Raw genomic sequence first — 15,372 nt, 5'->3', positions numbered from 1 at the left:
TTGATGGGTCGCATTGCCCGCCAGACCTGCGATGATGTTTTCATCCCTTTTTTCGTCACTTTTGTGTGAAGAGCTGCCCATGTTGTTGACCCGTCATCTGGATGCCAACGCCACGCTGGTTTCACTGATTCAACCGCTGACCACCCGCGATGGTTTCGCCCCCACGGCGTTGCCGGGCGTGCAGGTGTTGCGCGCCAGTCGCGACGTGGCCCGGGGACCGCAGATTTATGAGCCGAGCCTGGTCATCATCGTCCAGGGCAGCAAGTTGGCGTATTTGGGGCCGCGTACTTTGGAGTACGGCGCCGGGCATTATCTGATTCAGGCGTTGCCGGTGCCGTTCGAGTGCGAAACCTTTGCCGCGCCGGAAGGGCCGATGCTGGGGATTTCCATTGCCATCGACCGGGTGTTACTCAGTGAATTGGTGTTGGCCATGGGGCTGGTGTCGGGGCGCAGCATTGCCGCGCAGACGCTGGAGTCCATGACCTCGACGGTGCTCGATGACGGCATGCGCGGTTGTGTGGAACGGCTGTTGCGTTGCCTGCACGATCCGCTGGAATGCCAGATCATGGGCCCGGCGCGTTTGCGTGAATTGTTGTTCGTGGCGTTGCGCGGTCCCCAGGCTGATGTGTTGCGGGCATTGGTGGAACAGCAGGGGCAGTTCGCCCGGATCGCGGCTTCGCTCAACCATCTGCACGGGCATTTCACCGAGCCGTTGAATGTCGAGACACTGGCCAGTTGCGCGAACATGAGCGCGTCGACCTTTCATGAGCATTTCAAGCGCAGCACGTTGTTGTCGCCGGTGCAGTATTTGAAACGTCTGCGGCTGCTCAAAGCGCAGCAATTGTTGCTGTCCCAAGGGCTGGGCGTGGCGCAGGTGGCGCATCGGGTGGGGTATCAGAGTACGTCGCAGTTCAGTCGCGAATATAAGCGCTACTTTGAGCGTAATCCGGGGGATGAGCGCGCGGCCTGACACACCAGTGATTCCCTGTGGGAGCGGGCTTGCTCGCGAATGCGGTGTGTCAGTCGATTTAAAGGGTGACTGATCCACCGCATTCGCGAGCAAGCCCGCTCCCACATTGGTATTGGGTGATCTCATAAATCCCGGGCAACAAAAAGGCCCCCATTTCGGGAGCCTTGATGTTCAGGCGTTCGGCTTACATGTTCGGGTAAGTCGGGCCGCCGGAGCCTTCCGGTGCCACCCAGGTGATGTTCTGTGCAGGGTCCTTGATGTCGCAGGTTTTGCAGTGAACGCAGTTCTGGGCGTTGATCTGGAAGCGCTTCTCGCCGTCTTCCTTCGTGACCACTTCGTACACGCCGGCCGGGCAGTAACGCTGGGCAGGCTCATCGTACATCGGCAGATTCTTGCTGATCGGGATGCTCGGGTCGGTCAGCTTCAGGTGGCACGGCTGTTCTTCTTCGTGGTTGGTACCGGAGATGAACACCGAGCTGAGTTTGTCGAAGCTGATTTTGCCGTCCGGTTTCGGGTAGTCGATCTTCTTGCAGTCGGCCGCCAGCTTCAGGCACGCGTAATCCGGCTTGGTGTCGTGCAGGGTGAACGGCAGTTTGCCGCCGAAGATGTTCTGGTCCAGCCAGTTGAAACCGCCGCCAACGATCGCGCCGAACTTGTGGATCGCCGGGCCGAAGTTGCGGCTGGCGAACAGTTCGTCGTAGAGCCAGCTCTTCTTGAACGCGTCGACGTAAGTCGTCAGTTCTTCGGTGCCATCTTTCTCGGCGAACAACGCCTCGGCCACGGATTCAGCGGCGAGCATGCCGGACTTCATCGCGGTGTGGCTGCCTTTGATCTTGGCGAAGTTCAGGGTACCGAGGTCGCAACCGATCAGCGCGCCGCCCTTGAAGACCATTTTCGGCAGCGAGTTCAGGCCGCCCTTGCAGATGGCGCGAGCGCCGTAGCTGATGCGCTTGCCGCCTTCCAGGTACTGCTTGAGCACCGGGTGATGCTTGAGGCGCTGGAACTCGTCGAACGGCGACAGGTAGGTGTTGCTGTAGGAAAGATCGACGATCAGACCGACGACCACCTGGTTGTTTTCCAGGTGATAGAGGAACGAGCCACCAGTGTTTTCTGTGCCCATGATGTCCAGCGGCCAGCCGGCGGTGTGGACCACCAGGCCTGGCTGATGCTTGGCCGGGTCGATTTCCCAGATTTCTTTCAGGCCGATGCCGTAGTGCTGGGCGTCGGCCTCGCTGTCGAGGTTGAAGCGCTTGATCAACTGCTTGCCGATGTGGCCGCGGCAACCTTCGGCGAACAGCGTGTACTTGCCACGCAGCTCCATGCCCGGGGTGTACAGGCCTTCCTTCGGATGGCCTTCGCGGTCAACGCCCAAGTCACCGGTGATGATCCCGCGAACTACGCCGTTCTCGTCGAACAGCGCTTCCTGAGCGGCGAAGCCCGGGTAGATTTCCACACCCAGGTTCTCGGCCTGCTGGGCGAGCCAGCGGCACAGGTTACCGAGGGAGATGATGTAGTTGCCTTCGTTGTGCATGGTCTTGGGCACAAAGAGGTCGGGGATTTTCTGCGCGCTGTCGGCGTTCTTGAGAACGAAGATGTCATCGCGGGTGACCGGCGTGTTCAGCGGGGCGCCGAGTTCTTTCCAGTCCGGGAACAATTCGTTCAGGGCCCGTGGTTCGAACACGGCACCGGACAAGATGTGAGCACCGACTTCGGAGCCTTTTTCGACCACGCAGACGCTGATTTCCTTACCGGCTTCGGCGGCCTTCTGCTTCAAGCGGCAGGCGGCGGAAAGACCAGCGGGGCCGGCACCGACGATGACCACGTCGAATTCCATGTATTCGCGTTCCACAGGTTATCTCCTACTCAAGGCTCAACAGTTTTTTTTCTAATTGGAGGTTTGGTGTCGCATCCATGAATTCCGGCGCAATGCCGGAAGAGGACAATCGATGAGCCACCTTTCTCTCTGGGTGGCGCATTATATCTACACCACTCCTAGCGTCCAATACAAACGTTTGTTTGAATTGGCTCCAGGCCTGATAAATCAAAGTAACGCGGCTTATGACTGGCCATTTTGCCGTATTGACCGGAATAGGCGTTCCGGTCAAGATACGGGCGGTTTTGCGCTCGCCGTAGGCTGACTGTTGGTTTCAAGAGCACCTCTAGAGACAGGGCGATGGCAGTACAAGGTGATGCGCAGCGAGGATTCGGCGCGCAGTTTACACGCCGCAGTAATGAATGACTCATCAGTCACCACTGACGAACGGTCATTATTAATGCGGGGCAGTGTCACCCGGTTCAGATGCCAGCGTTTTTAGAGGTGCCCTTGCGCCCACGAGCATCAACCGCCAGGTTCGCCTAGGCGACTTTCTTTTCACCGGAGAGTAACGAGGAATCCATGAAGGTTCTTGTAGCTGTCAAACGCGTTGTGGATTACAACGTCAAGGTTCGCGTCAAGGCGGACAATTCCGGCGTCGACCTCGCTAACGTGAAGATGTCGATGAACCCATTCTGCGAAATCGCCGTGGAAGAAGCCGTACGCCTGAAAGAGAAAGGCGTTGCGACTGAAATCGTCGTCGTTTCCGTCGGCCCGTCCACCGCTCAAGAGCAACTGCGCACCGCGCTGGCTCTGGGTGCCGACCGCGCCATCCTCGTCGAATCCGCTGAAGATCTGACGTCCCTGGCGGTTGCCAAACTGTTGAAAGCCGTTGTCGACAAGGAACAGCCTCAGCTGGTGATCCTGGGCAAACAAGCCATCGACAGCGACAACAACCAGACCGGCCAGATGCTCGCTGCATTGAGCGGCTACGGTCAGGGCACGTTCGCGTCCAAGGTTGAAGTCAGCGGCGACAGCGTTGCCGTGACCCGCGAAATCGACGGCGGCGCACAGACAGTTTCCCTGAAACTGCCGGCCATCGTCACCACCGACCTGCGTTTGAACGAGCCGCGCTACGCGTCCCTGCCAAACATCATGAAAGCCAAGAAGAAGCCTCTCGAAGTGCTGACTCCGGACGCTTTGGGCGTTTCCACCGCCTCCACCAACAAGACCGTGAAAGTCGAAGCGCCTGCTGCACGCAGCGCGGGTATCAAGGTCAAGTCGGTGGCTGAACTGGTCGAGAAACTGAAAAACGAAGCGAAGGTAATCTAAATGACTATCTTGGTTATTGCTGAACACGACAACAAAGTGCTGGCCCCGGCCACGCTGAACACCGTGGCTGCTGCCGTCAAAATCGGCGGTGACATCCACGTTCTGGTCGCCGGTCAAGGCGCTGGCGCCGTGGCTGAAGCCGCTGCGAAAATCGCTGGCGTGGCGAAAGTGCTGGTGGCCGACAACGCCGCCTACGCTCACCAGTTGCCAGAAAACGTCGCGCCTCTGGTTGCTGAATTGGGCAAGGGCTACAGCCACATCCTGGCTGCCGCGACTTCCAACGGCAAAAACATCCTGCCGCGCGTTGCCGCGACCCTGGACGTTGACCAAATCTCCGAGATCATCTCGGTTGAAAGCGCTGACACCTTCAAGCGCCCGATCTACGCCGGTAACGCCATCGCCACCGTTCAATCGAACGCTGCGGTCAAAGTGATCACCGTGCGTGCCACCGGTTTCGACCCGGTTGCCGCTGAAGGTGGTTCGGCTGCTGTTGAAGCCGTTGCGGCTGCCCACGACGCTGGCACTTCGAGCTTCGTTGGCGAAGAACTGGCCAAGTCCGATCGTCCGGAACTGACCGCTGCCAAGATCGTCGTTTCCGGCGGCCGCGGCATGCAGAACGGCGACAACTTCAAACACCTGTACGCCCTGGCCGACAAGCTGGGCGCTGCTGTCGGCGCTTCCCGCGCTGCGGTCGACGCAGGTTTCGTACCCAACGACATGCAGGTCGGTCAGACCGGCAAGATCGTTGCTCCACAGCTGTACATCGCGGTCGGTATCTCCGGCGCGATCCAGCACCTGGCCGGCATGAAAGACTCCAAAGTGATCGTTGCGATCAACAAGGACGAAGAAGCGCCGATCTTCCAGGTGGCCGATTACGGCCTGGTGGCGGACCTGTTCGAAGCCATCCCTGAGTTCGAGAAGCTGGTCTAATCCAGCGGCTTAAACTATAAAGAGCCCGGCCTTTTGGTCGGGCTTTTTTTTGTTCCGGATTTGATTGGGAGAGCTTCGCCATGGATCTGCGCCGCCTGTATGGCTGGTTTTTTTTGCTGGGCCTGACGCTGTTGCCAGGACTCGCAAACGCTGCGGGCAAATGTGAACGCCTGGTGGTCACCGGCAGCCCGGATGCACCGCCGTACCTGTGGCAAGACCCGCAGAACCCCAAGCACCTGATCGGCGCCAGTGCCGATTTGTTGCAGCAAGTGGCGGGGGAGTTGGGCATCAAGATTGAAATGCTGTATGCCGGCAAACGCGCCCAGGCCCTGGACGAAGTGCGCAGCGGGCGCATGGACATGCTGGCGGACGCACCGTTGACCCTCAACGAACTGGAAACCCTGGATTACATCCATCCGCCGCTGCTGGAAAACGACTACCTGGTCTGGACCCGCAAAGGCTCGACACTGACCTACAGCGAAGCCAAAGACCTGCACGGACACTCGGGCGCGGTGTCGGAAAAGTCTCGAATGACCCGGGAATTCGGCACTTTCGCCGAGCAGCAATTAACCCTGACCCGTACGCCAAACCTGACCCAGGCCTTTCAGAAACTGCTGCTGGGTGAAGTGGAATATGTACTCGCCGGACGCTACTCGGGCATGGCGGCCGCGCAGGCATTGGGCATGGGCAACGACCTGCAAGCCTATCCGCAGCCCGTCGACAAACCCGGCCTGTTCCTCGCGGTTTCCCATAACTCAGCCTGCAACGATCCGTGGTTGCGCGGACAGCTGGCCAAAAAGATGACAGAATTGCCCGCGTCCGGACTGACGGAAGCTGTGCTGCAACGCAATATCGAGCGTTGGAAAGCGCAGCAACAGCAACAAGCCGCCAGTACCCCAAAACAGTAGGGATTTTTAGTGAGTATTCGACCTCTTTTCGCTGCCCTGGCCGTTCTGGCTCTGGCGGGTTGTGCAGCCGATCCGGCGCCGAATGAACAAATTCGCCTGACCGAGCAGGCACTGGAACAAGCCAAAGCCGTTGGCGCCACCGCTGACGATGTGCCGGAGTTGAAACTGGCCGAAGACAAGTTCTCCCGCGCTCAGGGCGACATGACCGACCAATCCTACAAACACGCCCGCATGCGCGCCGAACAGGCTGAACTGGATGCGCGCCTGGCCGAAGCCCGGGTCCTGACCCTCAAGAGCCAGGAGCAGTTGAACGTACTCAATACCCGCATCACTCGCCTGCGCAAGCAACTGGGAGATGCCCAATGAGCCTCAAATCCAAAGCCGTCGGCGGTTTGATCCTCGCCGGTTGCGTCAGCCTGTACGGCTGCGCCGGCCAGCACAGCGAGTCCGCGTTGCAGCAGGCCGGGGCTGACTTCCAGAAGGTCAAGGAAGATTCCAACGTGCTGCGTATCGCGCCGAAGGATGTGATCCGGGCCGGTGAGTCCCTGGCCCGTGCCGATCGCCTGTCCAGCTACTGGGGCAGCGGTTCGGATGTGGTGCATTACGCTTACCTGAGCCAGCGCTACAGCGAAATTGCCCGGGAACACACCAACCAGGTGCTCAACGAGGAGCAGGCGGCGAAACTGGAACTGGAACGCCAGCGCCTGCAACTGGCCCTGCGCGAGTCCAAGTTGCTGAGCGTGCAGCAACAGGGCAAGTGGCTCGAAGAACAGATCGTGGCGCTGGCCACCACCCAGACGGATCGTGGTTTGGTGATGACCCTCGGCGATGTGCTGTTCGATACCGGCGAAGCGGAGTTGAAAAACTCGGCCAACCGCGTGGTGCTGAAGATCGTGCAGTTCCTGCAGCTCAACCCCAAGCGCGTGGTGCGGATCGAAGGCTACACCGACAGCACCGGCGGCAAGCAGGACAACCTCAAGCTGTCCCGGGACCGTGCGCAATCGGTGGCCGACGTGCTGATGGACCTGGGCATCGACGACAAACGTATTCAGGTCGAAGGCTATGGCGATGAATACCCGGTGGACGTGAACGCCTCCGAGCGCGGTCGCGCGCAGAACCGTCGGGTGGAAATTGTGTTCTCCGACGAAAAAGGCCAGCTCGGCGCCGCCCGCTAAGGGCTGCGTTTCTGGAAAACCCGGCCTGCCTGTCAGCGCCGGGTTTTTTTTACGCCTGCCAATCGCTTCACAAAGCAGTACAGATTTTGCTGACACTGCACTGTACGGTCGACTATTGTGGCAACTGTCCCCGTACACTTCTAAACTGTTCCGGTATTGTTTCATACAAGAATAAAATGCCCGTGAAATCGAGTGCTGCGTCATGACCAATCTCTTGCTCTACCAACGTATTGCTCAACAACTGGCCGAGGACATCCGTCGCGGTGTCTATCAACCGGGGGAGCGCGTGCCTTCGGTGCGCAAGATGAGCTCGCAGCTCAATGTCAGCCATGCAACCGTGTTGCAGGCTTACGCCAACCTTGAAGACCAGGGCCTGATCCGCGCACGGCCGCAGTCTGGTTACTACGTACACCAGACGCCGGCCCTGACCGCGCCGACGCCGGACATTGCCCGGGTCGAACGGCCAGGCTTGGTTACCCGTAGCAGCATCATCCAGCAAGTCCTGGTCGAATCCCGCCGCGAGGGTGTTTTCCCTTTGGGCGCGGCGGTGCCGAGCGTCGATTATTTGCCGGTCCGGGCCCTGCATCAGCAGTTGGCCAAGGTCACCCGGTTCCATAGCCCGCGGGCGTTCAGCTACATGTTCAGCCCGGGTTTCGAACCGTTGCGCCGCCAAGTGGCGATCCGCATGCGCGATGCCGGGGTGGTGGTCGATCCGTCCGAAGTGGTGATCACACACGGTTGCGTCGACGCCTTGCAGATGTCGCTGCGGGTGCTGACCCGGCCCGGCGATCTGATCGCGGCTGAATCGCCGACCTATTACGGCTTGCTGCAATTGGCTGACCTGCTCGGCCTCAAAGTCATCGAAATCCCCAGCGACCCCGCCACCGGCATGAGCCTCGAAGCCCTGCAACTGGCCGCCAACCAGTGGTCGATCAAGGCGCTGGTGCTGACCACTCGCCTGAGCAATCCATTGGGCGGCACCATGCCCGAAGAGCGGCAGAAGCAATTGCTGCGCCTGGCCTCGGATTTCGATATCCAGATTGTCGAAGACGATATTTACGGCGAGTTGATGTTCGAGCAGGGGCGCACCAAAGCGCTCAAGGCTTATGACCGGCTGGACCGGGTGATTTATTGCTCGAGCTTTTCCAAAACCCTGTCGCCGGGCGTGCGGATCGGCTGGATGATTGCCGGCAAGTACCAGCAGGAGATCCAGCGTTTGCAGACGTTCAGCACCCATTCGGCCTGCAGCGTCACGCAAATGGGCATCGCGGCCTACCTGGAAAACGGCGGCTACGACCGACATTTGCGCTACATCCGTCAGGAATACCGCAAAAATCTCAGCGCCTTTCAGTTGGCGGTGCAGCAATACTTCCCCGAAGGTACGCAGATGAGTCGGCCAACCGGCGGGTTCATTTTGTGGGTCAGCCTGCCGGGTCGGGTCAACACCCAGGAATTGCATGTGCGGGCCTTGCAGCAGGGCATCAGTATTGCGCCGGGGCTGATTTTCAGTAACACCGAGCAGTTCAATCACTGTATTAGGTTGAACTGTGGCACCCCCTGGAACCGTGAAGCCGAGCGTGCACTGATGACTCTCGGGCTGCTCGCCACCCAACTCTGTCAGGAGACGGCCAGCGGTTTTTGATCATGCGGGCAGGTCATCCACTGCCCGCGCTTGTCATGTCGCTTGCAACAAGCGAGCATATGGCCCTCTGCCGTTAGCGCCGTTGGGTCCATGAAACCGATTTTTTCTGCCGCCTGGCTGTCGATCTGCCTGTTGCTGACTGCTGTACCGCAAGGTGTCATGGCGGCTGCCGTTCAGGAAAAGCCCGCCGCCAGCAGCTCCAAGGCAACACCGAAGAAACCGGTTGCGGCGAAAAAAGCGACGCCGGCCAAAAAGAAAGCCGCCCCGATCAAGAAACGTCCGCCCATTGCCTCCAAGTCCAAATCGGCCAGCGAAGTGGTCAAGACCACCCAATTGCCGCCGGCCAATCTCGACTTGAGCCTGCCCCAGCACATGGTCGAAGAACTCAAGCCGATCGGCACCGTGCCTTTACCCAAGCACGACGGTGCGTTCCCACAAATGTTCGGCGATAAATCCAGTGACTTCCAACTCAACGGCCGTCTGCTGAGCAACGAAATGCAGCTGCAACTGCGCAACGAAGAGCGCCGTGAGGTCGAAGGGGCGGCACTGGAATTCGAGTTCAAGCGCTAAATCATTCCCATCGGTAAGCCGCGGACCAGACGCTTCGTCGGAGACTGGTCGGTCACGTTCGGTTAAGCGCAAAAACTGCGCTGCAAGTAATTTTAAACAGTCGTTTTAGCGGTTACTCTGTGCCACGTCCCTTTTACACATCACCCGTCGCGAGGAGCTTGTCGTCATGAAATGCCGTGAAGGCTGTGGCGCCTGTTGCATTGCCCCTTCCATCAGTTCACCGATTCCCGGCATGCCCCATGGCAAAGCCGCCGGAGAACGTTGCGTACAACTTTCTGTCGAAAACCTGTGCAACATTTTCGGCCAGGCAGAACGCCCGGCCGTTTGTTCGGCCTTCGAAGCCGATGCCGAGGTTTGCGGCAACAGCAGTGAAGAAGCCATCCGGCTGATTGGCTGGTGGGAGCAAATGACGGCGGCGTGATGTGATCAAACGAACGGAACTTCAACAATAAGGAATAAGACTATGGGTTCGCTGCATCGTATTGCTGTGCTGTGTGGTTTGACGGTTGTGCTGGCCACCTCGGCTGCCCAGGCAGAAGACTGGAAAGTCGCCAAAAACGAAGACGGCATCAAGGTGTCCCTGAGTGAAGTGGCCGGTTCCGATTACAAGGCTTATCAGGGCGTCACCCTGATGAAGACCACCATCGCCAAATTGCGCGCGCTGCAGGAAGACGTGTCGCGAGCCTGCTCCTGGATTCACGAATGCAAAGCCCAGAAGTTGCTCAAGCACGAAGGTGCCGACAGCTGGACCTACACCCAATTCAATACGCCGTGGCCCGTCACCCCGCGTGATTCGGTGCTGCACGTCACCACCGTCGAAGGCGCCGATGGCAGCCTGACCCGCAAGCTCGAAGGCGTGCCGAAGTACATTCCTGAAGAAAAAGGCTTCATTCGGGTCGCCAAGGTCGATGGCTTCTGGAAGTTCGTGCCCAAGGGTGACCAGGTCGAAGTGACCTATCAGGTGCACACCGAGCCGGGTGGCAGCGTGCCGTCGATGATCGCCAACAAGTTCGTGGTTGATGCCCCGTTCAATACCCTGAAAGCCCTGAAAGAACGCGCCGAGAAGTAACCGCGCCGCACTTTCGAAAACGCCCCGACTGGTTCGGGGCGTTTCTATTTGGGCGAGACTTAAACGCAGTCCCTGTGGGAGCGAGCCTGCTCGCGAATGCGGTTAATCATTCAACATAGATATCGACTGACACGACGCCTTCGCGAGCAGGCTCGCTCCCACAGGTTCAGCGTTCTTTCAGGTTCAGTGTTTTATTGTGTTTCCAGATATACGTTGCACGAAATTTTCACAAAGCCTCCAAGACAATTCGCCCGCGCCAACATCCGCACAGTAATCAATGGCAATGCCGCGAGTGATCGTGCAACATTTGCGCACCCGCGCAAGCCCCGGGGCCGAGTACTGGCCAATAGAGGGCAGGGCGCAGCTGTATTTTTGAAACTTCAACTTCCAATGGGTCCTAAAACGACATGGCAAACCCGGACGCCCTGAATCAGCAGCGAGCTTCTAATCGCCTGCTGCAACCGACCGTCAAATCGCATCTGGCCTACACGTTGCTGTGTGCCCTGGTCATGATGGTCATGTTCAGCCTGCTGCGCGTCGCGCTGCTGGTCTACAACCGCTCGATGATCCTCGACACACCGGCTTCGACTTTCCTCGAAGCGTTCGCCAATGGCCTGCGTTTCGACCTGCGCCTGGTGGTCTACCTCATTGTTCCGCTGCTGCTGGCATTGTTCAGCGCCCGGGCCATGGCGGCTCGCGGGTTTTTCCGTTTCTGGCTGACCATCGCTTCGAGCATCGCGCTGTTCCTCGGCCTGATGGAGATGGACTTCTACCGTGAATTCCACCAGCGCCTCAACGGCCTGGTCTTCCAGTATGTGAAAGAAGACCCGAAAACCGTGATGAGCATGCTCTGGTACGGTTTCCCGGTGGTGCGCTACCTGCTGGCCTGGGCCGTTGGCACCTTGATTTTGACCCTGGCGTTCAAGGGCGCCGACCGCGCCACCCGTCCGCGTGGTCCGTTCAGCGGCGGCAGTATTGGCACGCGCCAGATCGCCCCGTGGTATGCGCGCATTGCGGTATTCGTGGTTTGCCTGCTGGTCTGCGTAGTCGCTGCCCGTGGCACCCTGCGTCAGGGCCCGCCGTTGCGCTGGGGTGACGTCTACACCACCGACTCCAACTTCGCCAACCAATTGGGCCTCAACGGCACGCTGTCGCTGATCGCGGCGGCCAAGGCGCGGATGTCCGAAGAGCGCGACAACATCTGGAAAGCCACGCTGCCCCAGCCTCTGGCCCAGCAAACCGTGCGCGACATGCTGCTGACCCCGAGCGACAAACTGGTCGACGACGATATCGCTGCGGTACGTCGTAACTACACGCCGGATGCCAACAAGACCCTGCCGATCAAGAACGTGGTCGTGATCCTGATGGAAAGCTTCGCCGGTCACTCGGTGGGCGCTTTGGGTCGTCCGGGCAACATCACGCCAGCCTTCGACAAGTTGTCGAAAGAAGGCCTGTTGTTCGACCGTTTCTTCTCCAACGGCACCCATACCCACCAGGGTATGTTCGCCACCATGGCCTGCTTCCCGAACCTGCCGGGCTTCGAATACCTGATGCAGACCCCGGAAGGCAGCCACAAGTTGTCCGGCCTGCCGCAGTTGCTCAGCGCCCGTGACTACGACGATGTGTACGTCTACAACGGCGATTTCGCCTGGGACAACCAGTCGGGCTTCTTCAGCAACCAGGGCATGACCAACTTCATCGGGCGCAACGATTTCGTGAACCCGGTGTTCTCCGACCCGACGTGGGGTGTGTCCGACCAGGACATGTTCAACCGTGGCCTGGAAGAACTGAAGGCCCGCGATGGCAAGGACAAAAAACCGTTCTATGCCTTGCTGCAAACCCTGTCCAACCACACGCCGTACGCTTTGCCGACACCATTGCCGGTGGAGCCTGTGACCAATCGCGGCAGCCTCAACGAACACTTGACCGCCATGCGCTACTCCGACTGGGCGCTGGGTCAGTTCTTCGAGAAGGCGCGCAAAGAGCCGTACTTCAATGAAACCCTGTTCGTGATCGTGGGCGACCATGGCTTCGGCGACGAGCAGCAAATCACCGAAATGGACCTGGGCCGCTTCAACGTGCCGATGCTGATGATCGCACCGGGCATCCAGGAAAAATTCGGCCAGCGTGACCACACCGTGGGCACTCAGATCGACATCGTGCCGACCATCATGGGCCGTGTCGGTGGCGACGTGATTCATCAATGCTGGGGCCGCGACCTGCTGAACCTGCCGGAAGGCGACAAGGGTTTCGGCGTGATCAAGCCGTCGGGCAGCGATCAGACCGTGGCCTTGCTGACCGCCGACCGCGTGCTGGTCTTGCCGAAAGAGATGCCGCCGAAGCTGTATCAGTACGAACTGGGCGCCAATCCGAAAGGTACGGTGATTCCCGAGTCAGCTGACGAAGCGGCCCTCAAGCAGAAACTCGAGTCGTTCCTGCAAACCGCGACCAAGAGCCTGCTGGATAACACCGCTGGCGTGGTGAACGGCAAGCCGGACTAACGATTGACGCAATAAAAAAGAGGCCCTTTTTCAAGGGCCTCTTTTTTTGCTCGGGTTAAATCTTTATATCTTGCCAAGCAACAGCAGAATCAACAGCACTACCAACACCACGCCGAGGATACCCGATGGGCCATAACCCCAACTTCTGGAGTGTGGGAAGACTGGCAGACCACCGATCAGCAAGAGGATCAGAATAACGATAAGAATTGTGCCCATGACGATTTCCTTGTTGGAAGTGTTCCGGATTGACCGAATGTTTTAACCATCAGCCGGGATGTAATTAATCCGAACTGCTTACAAAATCCGACTCTCGGGCATGAAAGAAAATTCAAAGTTTTTTAATGTTTTTTAGAAACCAGGGTTATTTCTTTTTCTTTTCGGTCAAGTTCACAAGTTAGACCGCGTTATCGTTCTTCGCGAGCAAGCCCGCTCCCACAGGGGAATGCGTTCCCCTGTGGGAGCGGGCTTGCTCGCGAAGGCGGCAACACGGTCTACAAACAAACCAGGCCAGTCACTCCCACGGTTTGCCCGGACCATTCAGCAATCTGATGGAGCGTGGGTCGGGCAATTTCCTTCGCTACACTCGGCGCATCTTCCCCAGAACAACAAGGCTGTTTGCTATGCAAAATCGCATGATGATCACTGGCGCAGGCTCGGGCCTGGGTCGCGAAATCGCGCTGCGCTGGGCCCGCGAAGGCTGGCAACTGGCCTTGTCGGATGTCAGCGAGCCCGGTCTGCAGGAAACCCTGAAACTGGTGCGCGAAGCGGGCGGCGACGGTTTTATCCAGCGTTGCGACGTACGCGACTACAGCCAACTGACCGCGTTCGCCCAAGCGTGCGAAGAGAAACTCGGTGGCATCGATGTCATCGTCAACAACGCCGGCGTGGCCTCGGGCGGGTTCTTCAGCGAGCTGTCGCTGGAAGACTGGGACTGGCAGATCGCAATCAACCTGATGGGCGTGGTCAAAGGCTGCAAGGCCTTCCTGCCACTGCTGGAAAAAAGCAAAGGCAAGATCATCAACATCGCGTCCATGGCGGCGCTGATGCAAGGTCCGGCCATGAGCAACTACAACGTGGCCAAGGCCGGTGTCGTGGCGTTGTCCGAAAGTCTGTTGATCGAACTGGCGCAGCAGGAAGTCGGTGTCCACGTGGTGTGCCCGTCGTTCTTCCAGACCAACCTGCTGGACTCTTTCCGTGGCCCGACCCCGGCGATGAAAGCCCAGGTCGGCAAGTTGCTGGAAAGTTCGCCGATCACCGCCACCGACATTGCCGACTACATCTACACCCAGGTGGCCGCCGGCGAGTTCATGATCCTGCCTCACGAACAGGGGCGCATGGCTTGGGCGCTCAAGCAGAAAAACCCGCAACTGCTCTACAACGAAATGACCGTCATGGCCGACAAAATGCGCGCCAAGGCCAAACAATCCGCGGGCTGATCTTGCCCGCAGGCAACACCGTCGTTAGGGTGGCCGCATTCGGCCATCCTCACGAGACGTCTGCATGCTCAATTACCTGTGGTTTTTCCTCGCTGCGCTGTTCGAAATCGCCGGTTGCTTCGCGTTCTGGATGTGGCTGCGCCAGGGTAAAAGTGCGTGGTGGGTGATCCCGGCGTTGCTGAGCCTGACCTTGTTTGCGCTGTTGCTGACCCGGATCGAAGCGACTTACGCCGGGCGCGCTTATGCCGCCTACGGTGGCATCTACATCATTGCGTCGATTGGCTGGCTGGCGGTGGTCGAGCGGGTGCGTCCGCTGGGCTCGGACTGGATCGGCGTGGCGCTGTGCGTGATCGGCGCGTCTGTCATCCTTTTCGGCCCGCGCTTCACCGCATCCTGAAAGATCAGTCCTTCATTGGCCCGGTTTGCGGGACGTTTCCGTCAGGCGAAATTTCCCGGGTTGTAGGGCAAGACTGATTTGCCCGCAGCGCATTGAAGCCCCGGCGCACGCCGGGCATCTTCAGGGTCCGGTAACCCCTGAAGGATAAAGGCCATGCTTGTACTCAGTCGTGTCGTAGGCGAATTGATTTCCATCGGTGACAACATTTCCGTGCGCATTCTCGCGGTCAACGGCTCCAGCGTGCGCTTTGGTGTCGAAGCGCCACAAGACGTCGATGTGCACCGAGCCGAAGTCTACGAACGCATCCAGGTCAAACTGGCCAAAAACAAAAGACGCTGAGCGATTCAGTCGAACAGGTGCTTGGGCACGTCGTGCTTGAGCATCAACTGGCATTGCTCGCTGTCCGGGTCGAAAACGATCAGCGCCTGGCCCTTGGTCAGCGCCTGGCGAACTCGCAGTACGCGGGTTTCCAGCGGCGTGTCATCGCCATTGTCCGTGCCGTCGCGGGTCACGAAATCCTCGATCAGGCGGGTCAGGGTGTCGACTTCAAGTTGGTCGTAAGGGATCAGCATGGGCACCTCGGCTAAAACAATGGCGCGATGCTACGGCGAATGGGGTTTTGCGGCTAG

The 15,372-nt window shown here is 59.0% G+C and carries 17 protein-coding genes; 14 read left to right on the top strand and 3 right to left on the bottom strand.

From position 1 onward, the window contains the following. The first annotated feature begins 79 nt into the window (after nt 1-79). Nucleotides 80-970 carry an AraC family transcriptional regulator N-terminal domain-containing protein gene (locus ACIQY3_RS29955; RefSeq protein ID WP_403027132.1) on the top strand — a complete coding sequence of 297 codons (891 nt, stop codon included), beginning with the start codon at nt 80-82 and terminating at the stop codon, nt 968-970. 184 nt (nt 971-1,154) lie between these two features. Here the strand turns inward: ACIQY3_RS29955 and ACIQY3_RS29950 are convergent, their stop codons facing one another. Next, nucleotides 1,155-2,819, bottom strand: coding sequence for an electron transfer flavoprotein-ubiquinone oxidoreductase (locus ACIQY3_RS29950; RefSeq protein WP_403027129.1), 1,665 nt, complete (start codon nt 2,817-2,819; stop codon nt 1,155-1,157). 546 nt (nt 2,820-3,365) lie between these two features. Here ACIQY3_RS29950 and ACIQY3_RS29945 point away from each other — a divergent pair. The 10 genes from ACIQY3_RS29945 (at nt 3,366) to ACIQY3_RS29900 (ending at nt 12,910) form a co-directional block, all read left to right on the top strand. Continuing rightward, complete coding sequence (locus ACIQY3_RS29945) at nt 3,366-4,115, top strand: electron transfer flavoprotein subunit beta/FixA family protein (protein ID WP_017340080.1); 750 nt, start codon at nt 3,366-3,368, stop codon at nt 4,113-4,115. Next, nucleotides 4,116-5,045 carry an electron transfer flavoprotein subunit alpha/FixB family protein gene (locus tag ACIQY3_RS29940; RefSeq protein WP_163913075.1) on the top strand — a complete coding sequence of 310 codons (930 nt, stop codon included), beginning with the start codon at nt 4,116-4,118 and terminating at the stop codon, nt 5,043-5,045. Between the two features lie 80 nt (nt 5,046-5,125). Continuing rightward, the gene (locus ACIQY3_RS29935; protein WP_403027126.1) at nt 5,126-5,953 is read left to right on the top strand and encodes a substrate-binding periplasmic protein; all 828 of its coding nucleotides are present in this window, start codon (nt 5,126-5,128) and stop codon (nt 5,951-5,953) included. 9 nt (nt 5,954-5,962) lie between these two features. Continuing rightward, the gene (locus ACIQY3_RS29930; protein ID WP_123510080.1) at nt 5,963-6,319 is read left to right on the top strand and encodes a DUF4398 domain-containing protein; all 357 of its coding nucleotides are present in this window, start codon (nt 5,963-5,965) and stop codon (nt 6,317-6,319) included. Beyond that, a complete protein-coding gene (locus ACIQY3_RS29925) occupies nt 6,316-7,128 on the top strand; it encodes an OmpA family protein (RefSeq protein ID WP_403027122.1) in 813 nt (270 codons plus the stop codon). The genes ACIQY3_RS29930 and ACIQY3_RS29925 overlap by 4 nt, the downstream gene beginning before the upstream one ends. 202 nt (nt 7,129-7,330) lie before the next feature. Next, the gene (locus tag ACIQY3_RS29920) at nt 7,331-8,770 is read left to right on the top strand and encodes a PLP-dependent aminotransferase family protein (RefSeq protein WP_054051847.1); all 1,440 of its coding nucleotides are present in this window, start codon (nt 7,331-7,333) and stop codon (nt 8,768-8,770) included. Nucleotides 8,771-8,860: 90 nt separating this feature from the next. Then, the gene (locus tag ACIQY3_RS29915) at nt 8,861-9,340 is read left to right on the top strand and encodes a translation initiation factor 2 (RefSeq protein ID WP_403027119.1); all 480 of its coding nucleotides are present in this window, start codon (nt 8,861-8,863) and stop codon (nt 9,338-9,340) included. 166 nt (nt 9,341-9,506) lie between these two features. Beyond that, nucleotides 9,507-9,761 (top strand): YkgJ family cysteine cluster protein, encoded by a 255-nt coding sequence (locus ACIQY3_RS29910; RefSeq protein WP_403027116.1) that lies wholly within the window; start codon nt 9,507-9,509, stop codon nt 9,759-9,761. A 42-nt stretch (nt 9,762-9,803) separates the two neighbouring features. Continuing rightward, on the top strand, nt 9,804-10,409 hold the full coding sequence (locus tag ACIQY3_RS29905; RefSeq protein ID WP_403027113.1) for an START domain-containing protein: 606 nt from the start codon (nt 9,804-9,806) through the stop codon (nt 10,407-10,409). Between the two features lie 407 nt (nt 10,410-10,816). Further along, nucleotides 10,817-12,910, top strand: a complete 2,094-nt coding sequence (locus ACIQY3_RS29900) for an LTA synthase family protein (RefSeq protein ID WP_403027110.1) — start codon at nt 10,817-10,819, stop codon at nt 12,908-12,910. Between the two features lie 63 nt (nt 12,911-12,973). Here the strand turns inward: ACIQY3_RS29900 and ACIQY3_RS29895 are convergent, their stop codons facing one another. After that, nucleotides 12,974-13,132 (bottom strand): DUF3309 family protein, encoded by a 159-nt coding sequence (locus ACIQY3_RS29895; protein ID WP_177331420.1) that lies wholly within the window; start codon nt 13,130-13,132, stop codon nt 12,974-12,976. Between the two features lie 398 nt (nt 13,133-13,530). Here ACIQY3_RS29895 and ACIQY3_RS29890 point away from each other — a divergent pair, with 398 nt between their 5' ends. From ACIQY3_RS29890 to csrA, 3 genes are all read left to right on the top strand, one after another. Then, on the top strand, nt 13,531-14,346 hold the full coding sequence (locus tag ACIQY3_RS29890; RefSeq protein WP_403027107.1) for an SDR family oxidoreductase: 816 nt from the start codon (nt 13,531-13,533) through the stop codon (nt 14,344-14,346). A gap of 64 nt (nt 14,347-14,410) precedes the next feature. Beyond that, nucleotides 14,411-14,743 (top strand): YnfA family protein, encoded by a 333-nt coding sequence (locus ACIQY3_RS29885; RefSeq protein WP_403027104.1) that lies wholly within the window; start codon nt 14,411-14,413, stop codon nt 14,741-14,743. A gap of 153 nt (nt 14,744-14,896) precedes the next feature. Further along, nucleotides 14,897-15,082, top strand: a complete 186-nt coding sequence (gene csrA / locus ACIQY3_RS29880) for a carbon storage regulator CsrA (RefSeq protein WP_403027101.1) — start codon at nt 14,897-14,899, stop codon at nt 15,080-15,082. A gap of 5 nt (nt 15,083-15,087) precedes the next feature. On the opposite strand, the gene ACIQY3_RS29875 is transcribed toward csrA, so the two are convergent. Continuing rightward, nucleotides 15,088-15,315, bottom strand: a complete 228-nt coding sequence (locus ACIQY3_RS29875; protein ID WP_010461751.1) for a YheU family protein — start codon at nt 15,313-15,315, stop codon at nt 15,088-15,090. Nucleotides 15,316-15,372: the final 57 nt, after the last annotated feature.

It is taken from the genome of Pseudomonas sp. NPDC096950, assembly GCF_044762525.1.
Lineage (GTDB): Bacteria > Pseudomonadota > Gammaproteobacteria > Pseudomonadales > Pseudomonadaceae > Aquipseudomonas.
The sequence above is the reverse complement of the archived record's forward strand: the minus strand, read 5'-3'. Positions and strand labels throughout refer to the sequence as shown.

Bases quoted from the DNA above. Each gene is read 5' to 3' on its own strand.
- ACIQY3_RS29955 (WP_403027132.1), top strand. From the start codon at position 80: ATGTTGTTGACCCGTCATCTGGATGCCAACGCCACGCTGGTTTCACTG.
- ACIQY3_RS29945 (WP_017340080.1), top strand. From the start codon at position 3,366: ATGAAGGTTCTTGTAGCTGTCAAACGCGTTGTGGATTACAACGTCAAG.
- ACIQY3_RS29940 (WP_163913075.1), top strand. From the start codon at position 4,116: ATGACTATCTTGGTTATTGCTGAACACGACAACAAAGTGCTGGCCCCG.
- ACIQY3_RS29935 (WP_403027126.1), top strand. From the start codon at position 5,126: ATGGATCTGCGCCGCCTGTATGGCTGGTTTTTTTTGCTGGGCCTGACG.
- ACIQY3_RS29925 (WP_403027122.1), top strand. From the start codon at position 6,316: ATGAGCCTCAAATCCAAAGCCGTCGGCGGTTTGATCCTCGCCGGTTGC.
- ACIQY3_RS29920 (WP_054051847.1), top strand. From the start codon at position 7,331: ATGACCAATCTCTTGCTCTACCAACGTATTGCTCAACAACTGGCCGAG.
- ACIQY3_RS29915 (WP_403027119.1), top strand. From the start codon at position 8,861: ATGAAACCGATTTTTTCTGCCGCCTGGCTGTCGATCTGCCTGTTGCTG.
- ACIQY3_RS29910 (WP_403027116.1), top strand. From the start codon at position 9,507: ATGAAATGCCGTGAAGGCTGTGGCGCCTGTTGCATTGCCCCTTCCATC.
- ACIQY3_RS29905 (WP_403027113.1), top strand. From the start codon at position 9,804: ATGGGTTCGCTGCATCGTATTGCTGTGCTGTGTGGTTTGACGGTTGTG.
- ACIQY3_RS29900 (WP_403027110.1), top strand. From the start codon at position 10,817: ATGGCAAACCCGGACGCCCTGAATCAGCAGCGAGCTTCTAATCGCCTG.
- ACIQY3_RS29890 (WP_403027107.1), top strand. From the start codon at position 13,531: ATGCAAAATCGCATGATGATCACTGGCGCAGGCTCGGGCCTGGGTCGC.
- ACIQY3_RS29885 (WP_403027104.1), top strand. From the start codon at position 14,411: ATGCTCAATTACCTGTGGTTTTTCCTCGCTGCGCTGTTCGAAATCGCC.
- csrA (WP_403027101.1), top strand. From the start codon at position 14,897: ATGCTTGTACTCAGTCGTGTCGTAGGCGAATTGATTTCCATCGGTGAC.
- ACIQY3_RS29875 (WP_010461751.1), bottom strand. From the start codon at position 15,315: ATGCTGATCCCTTACGACCAACTTGAAGTCGACACCCTGACCCGCCTG.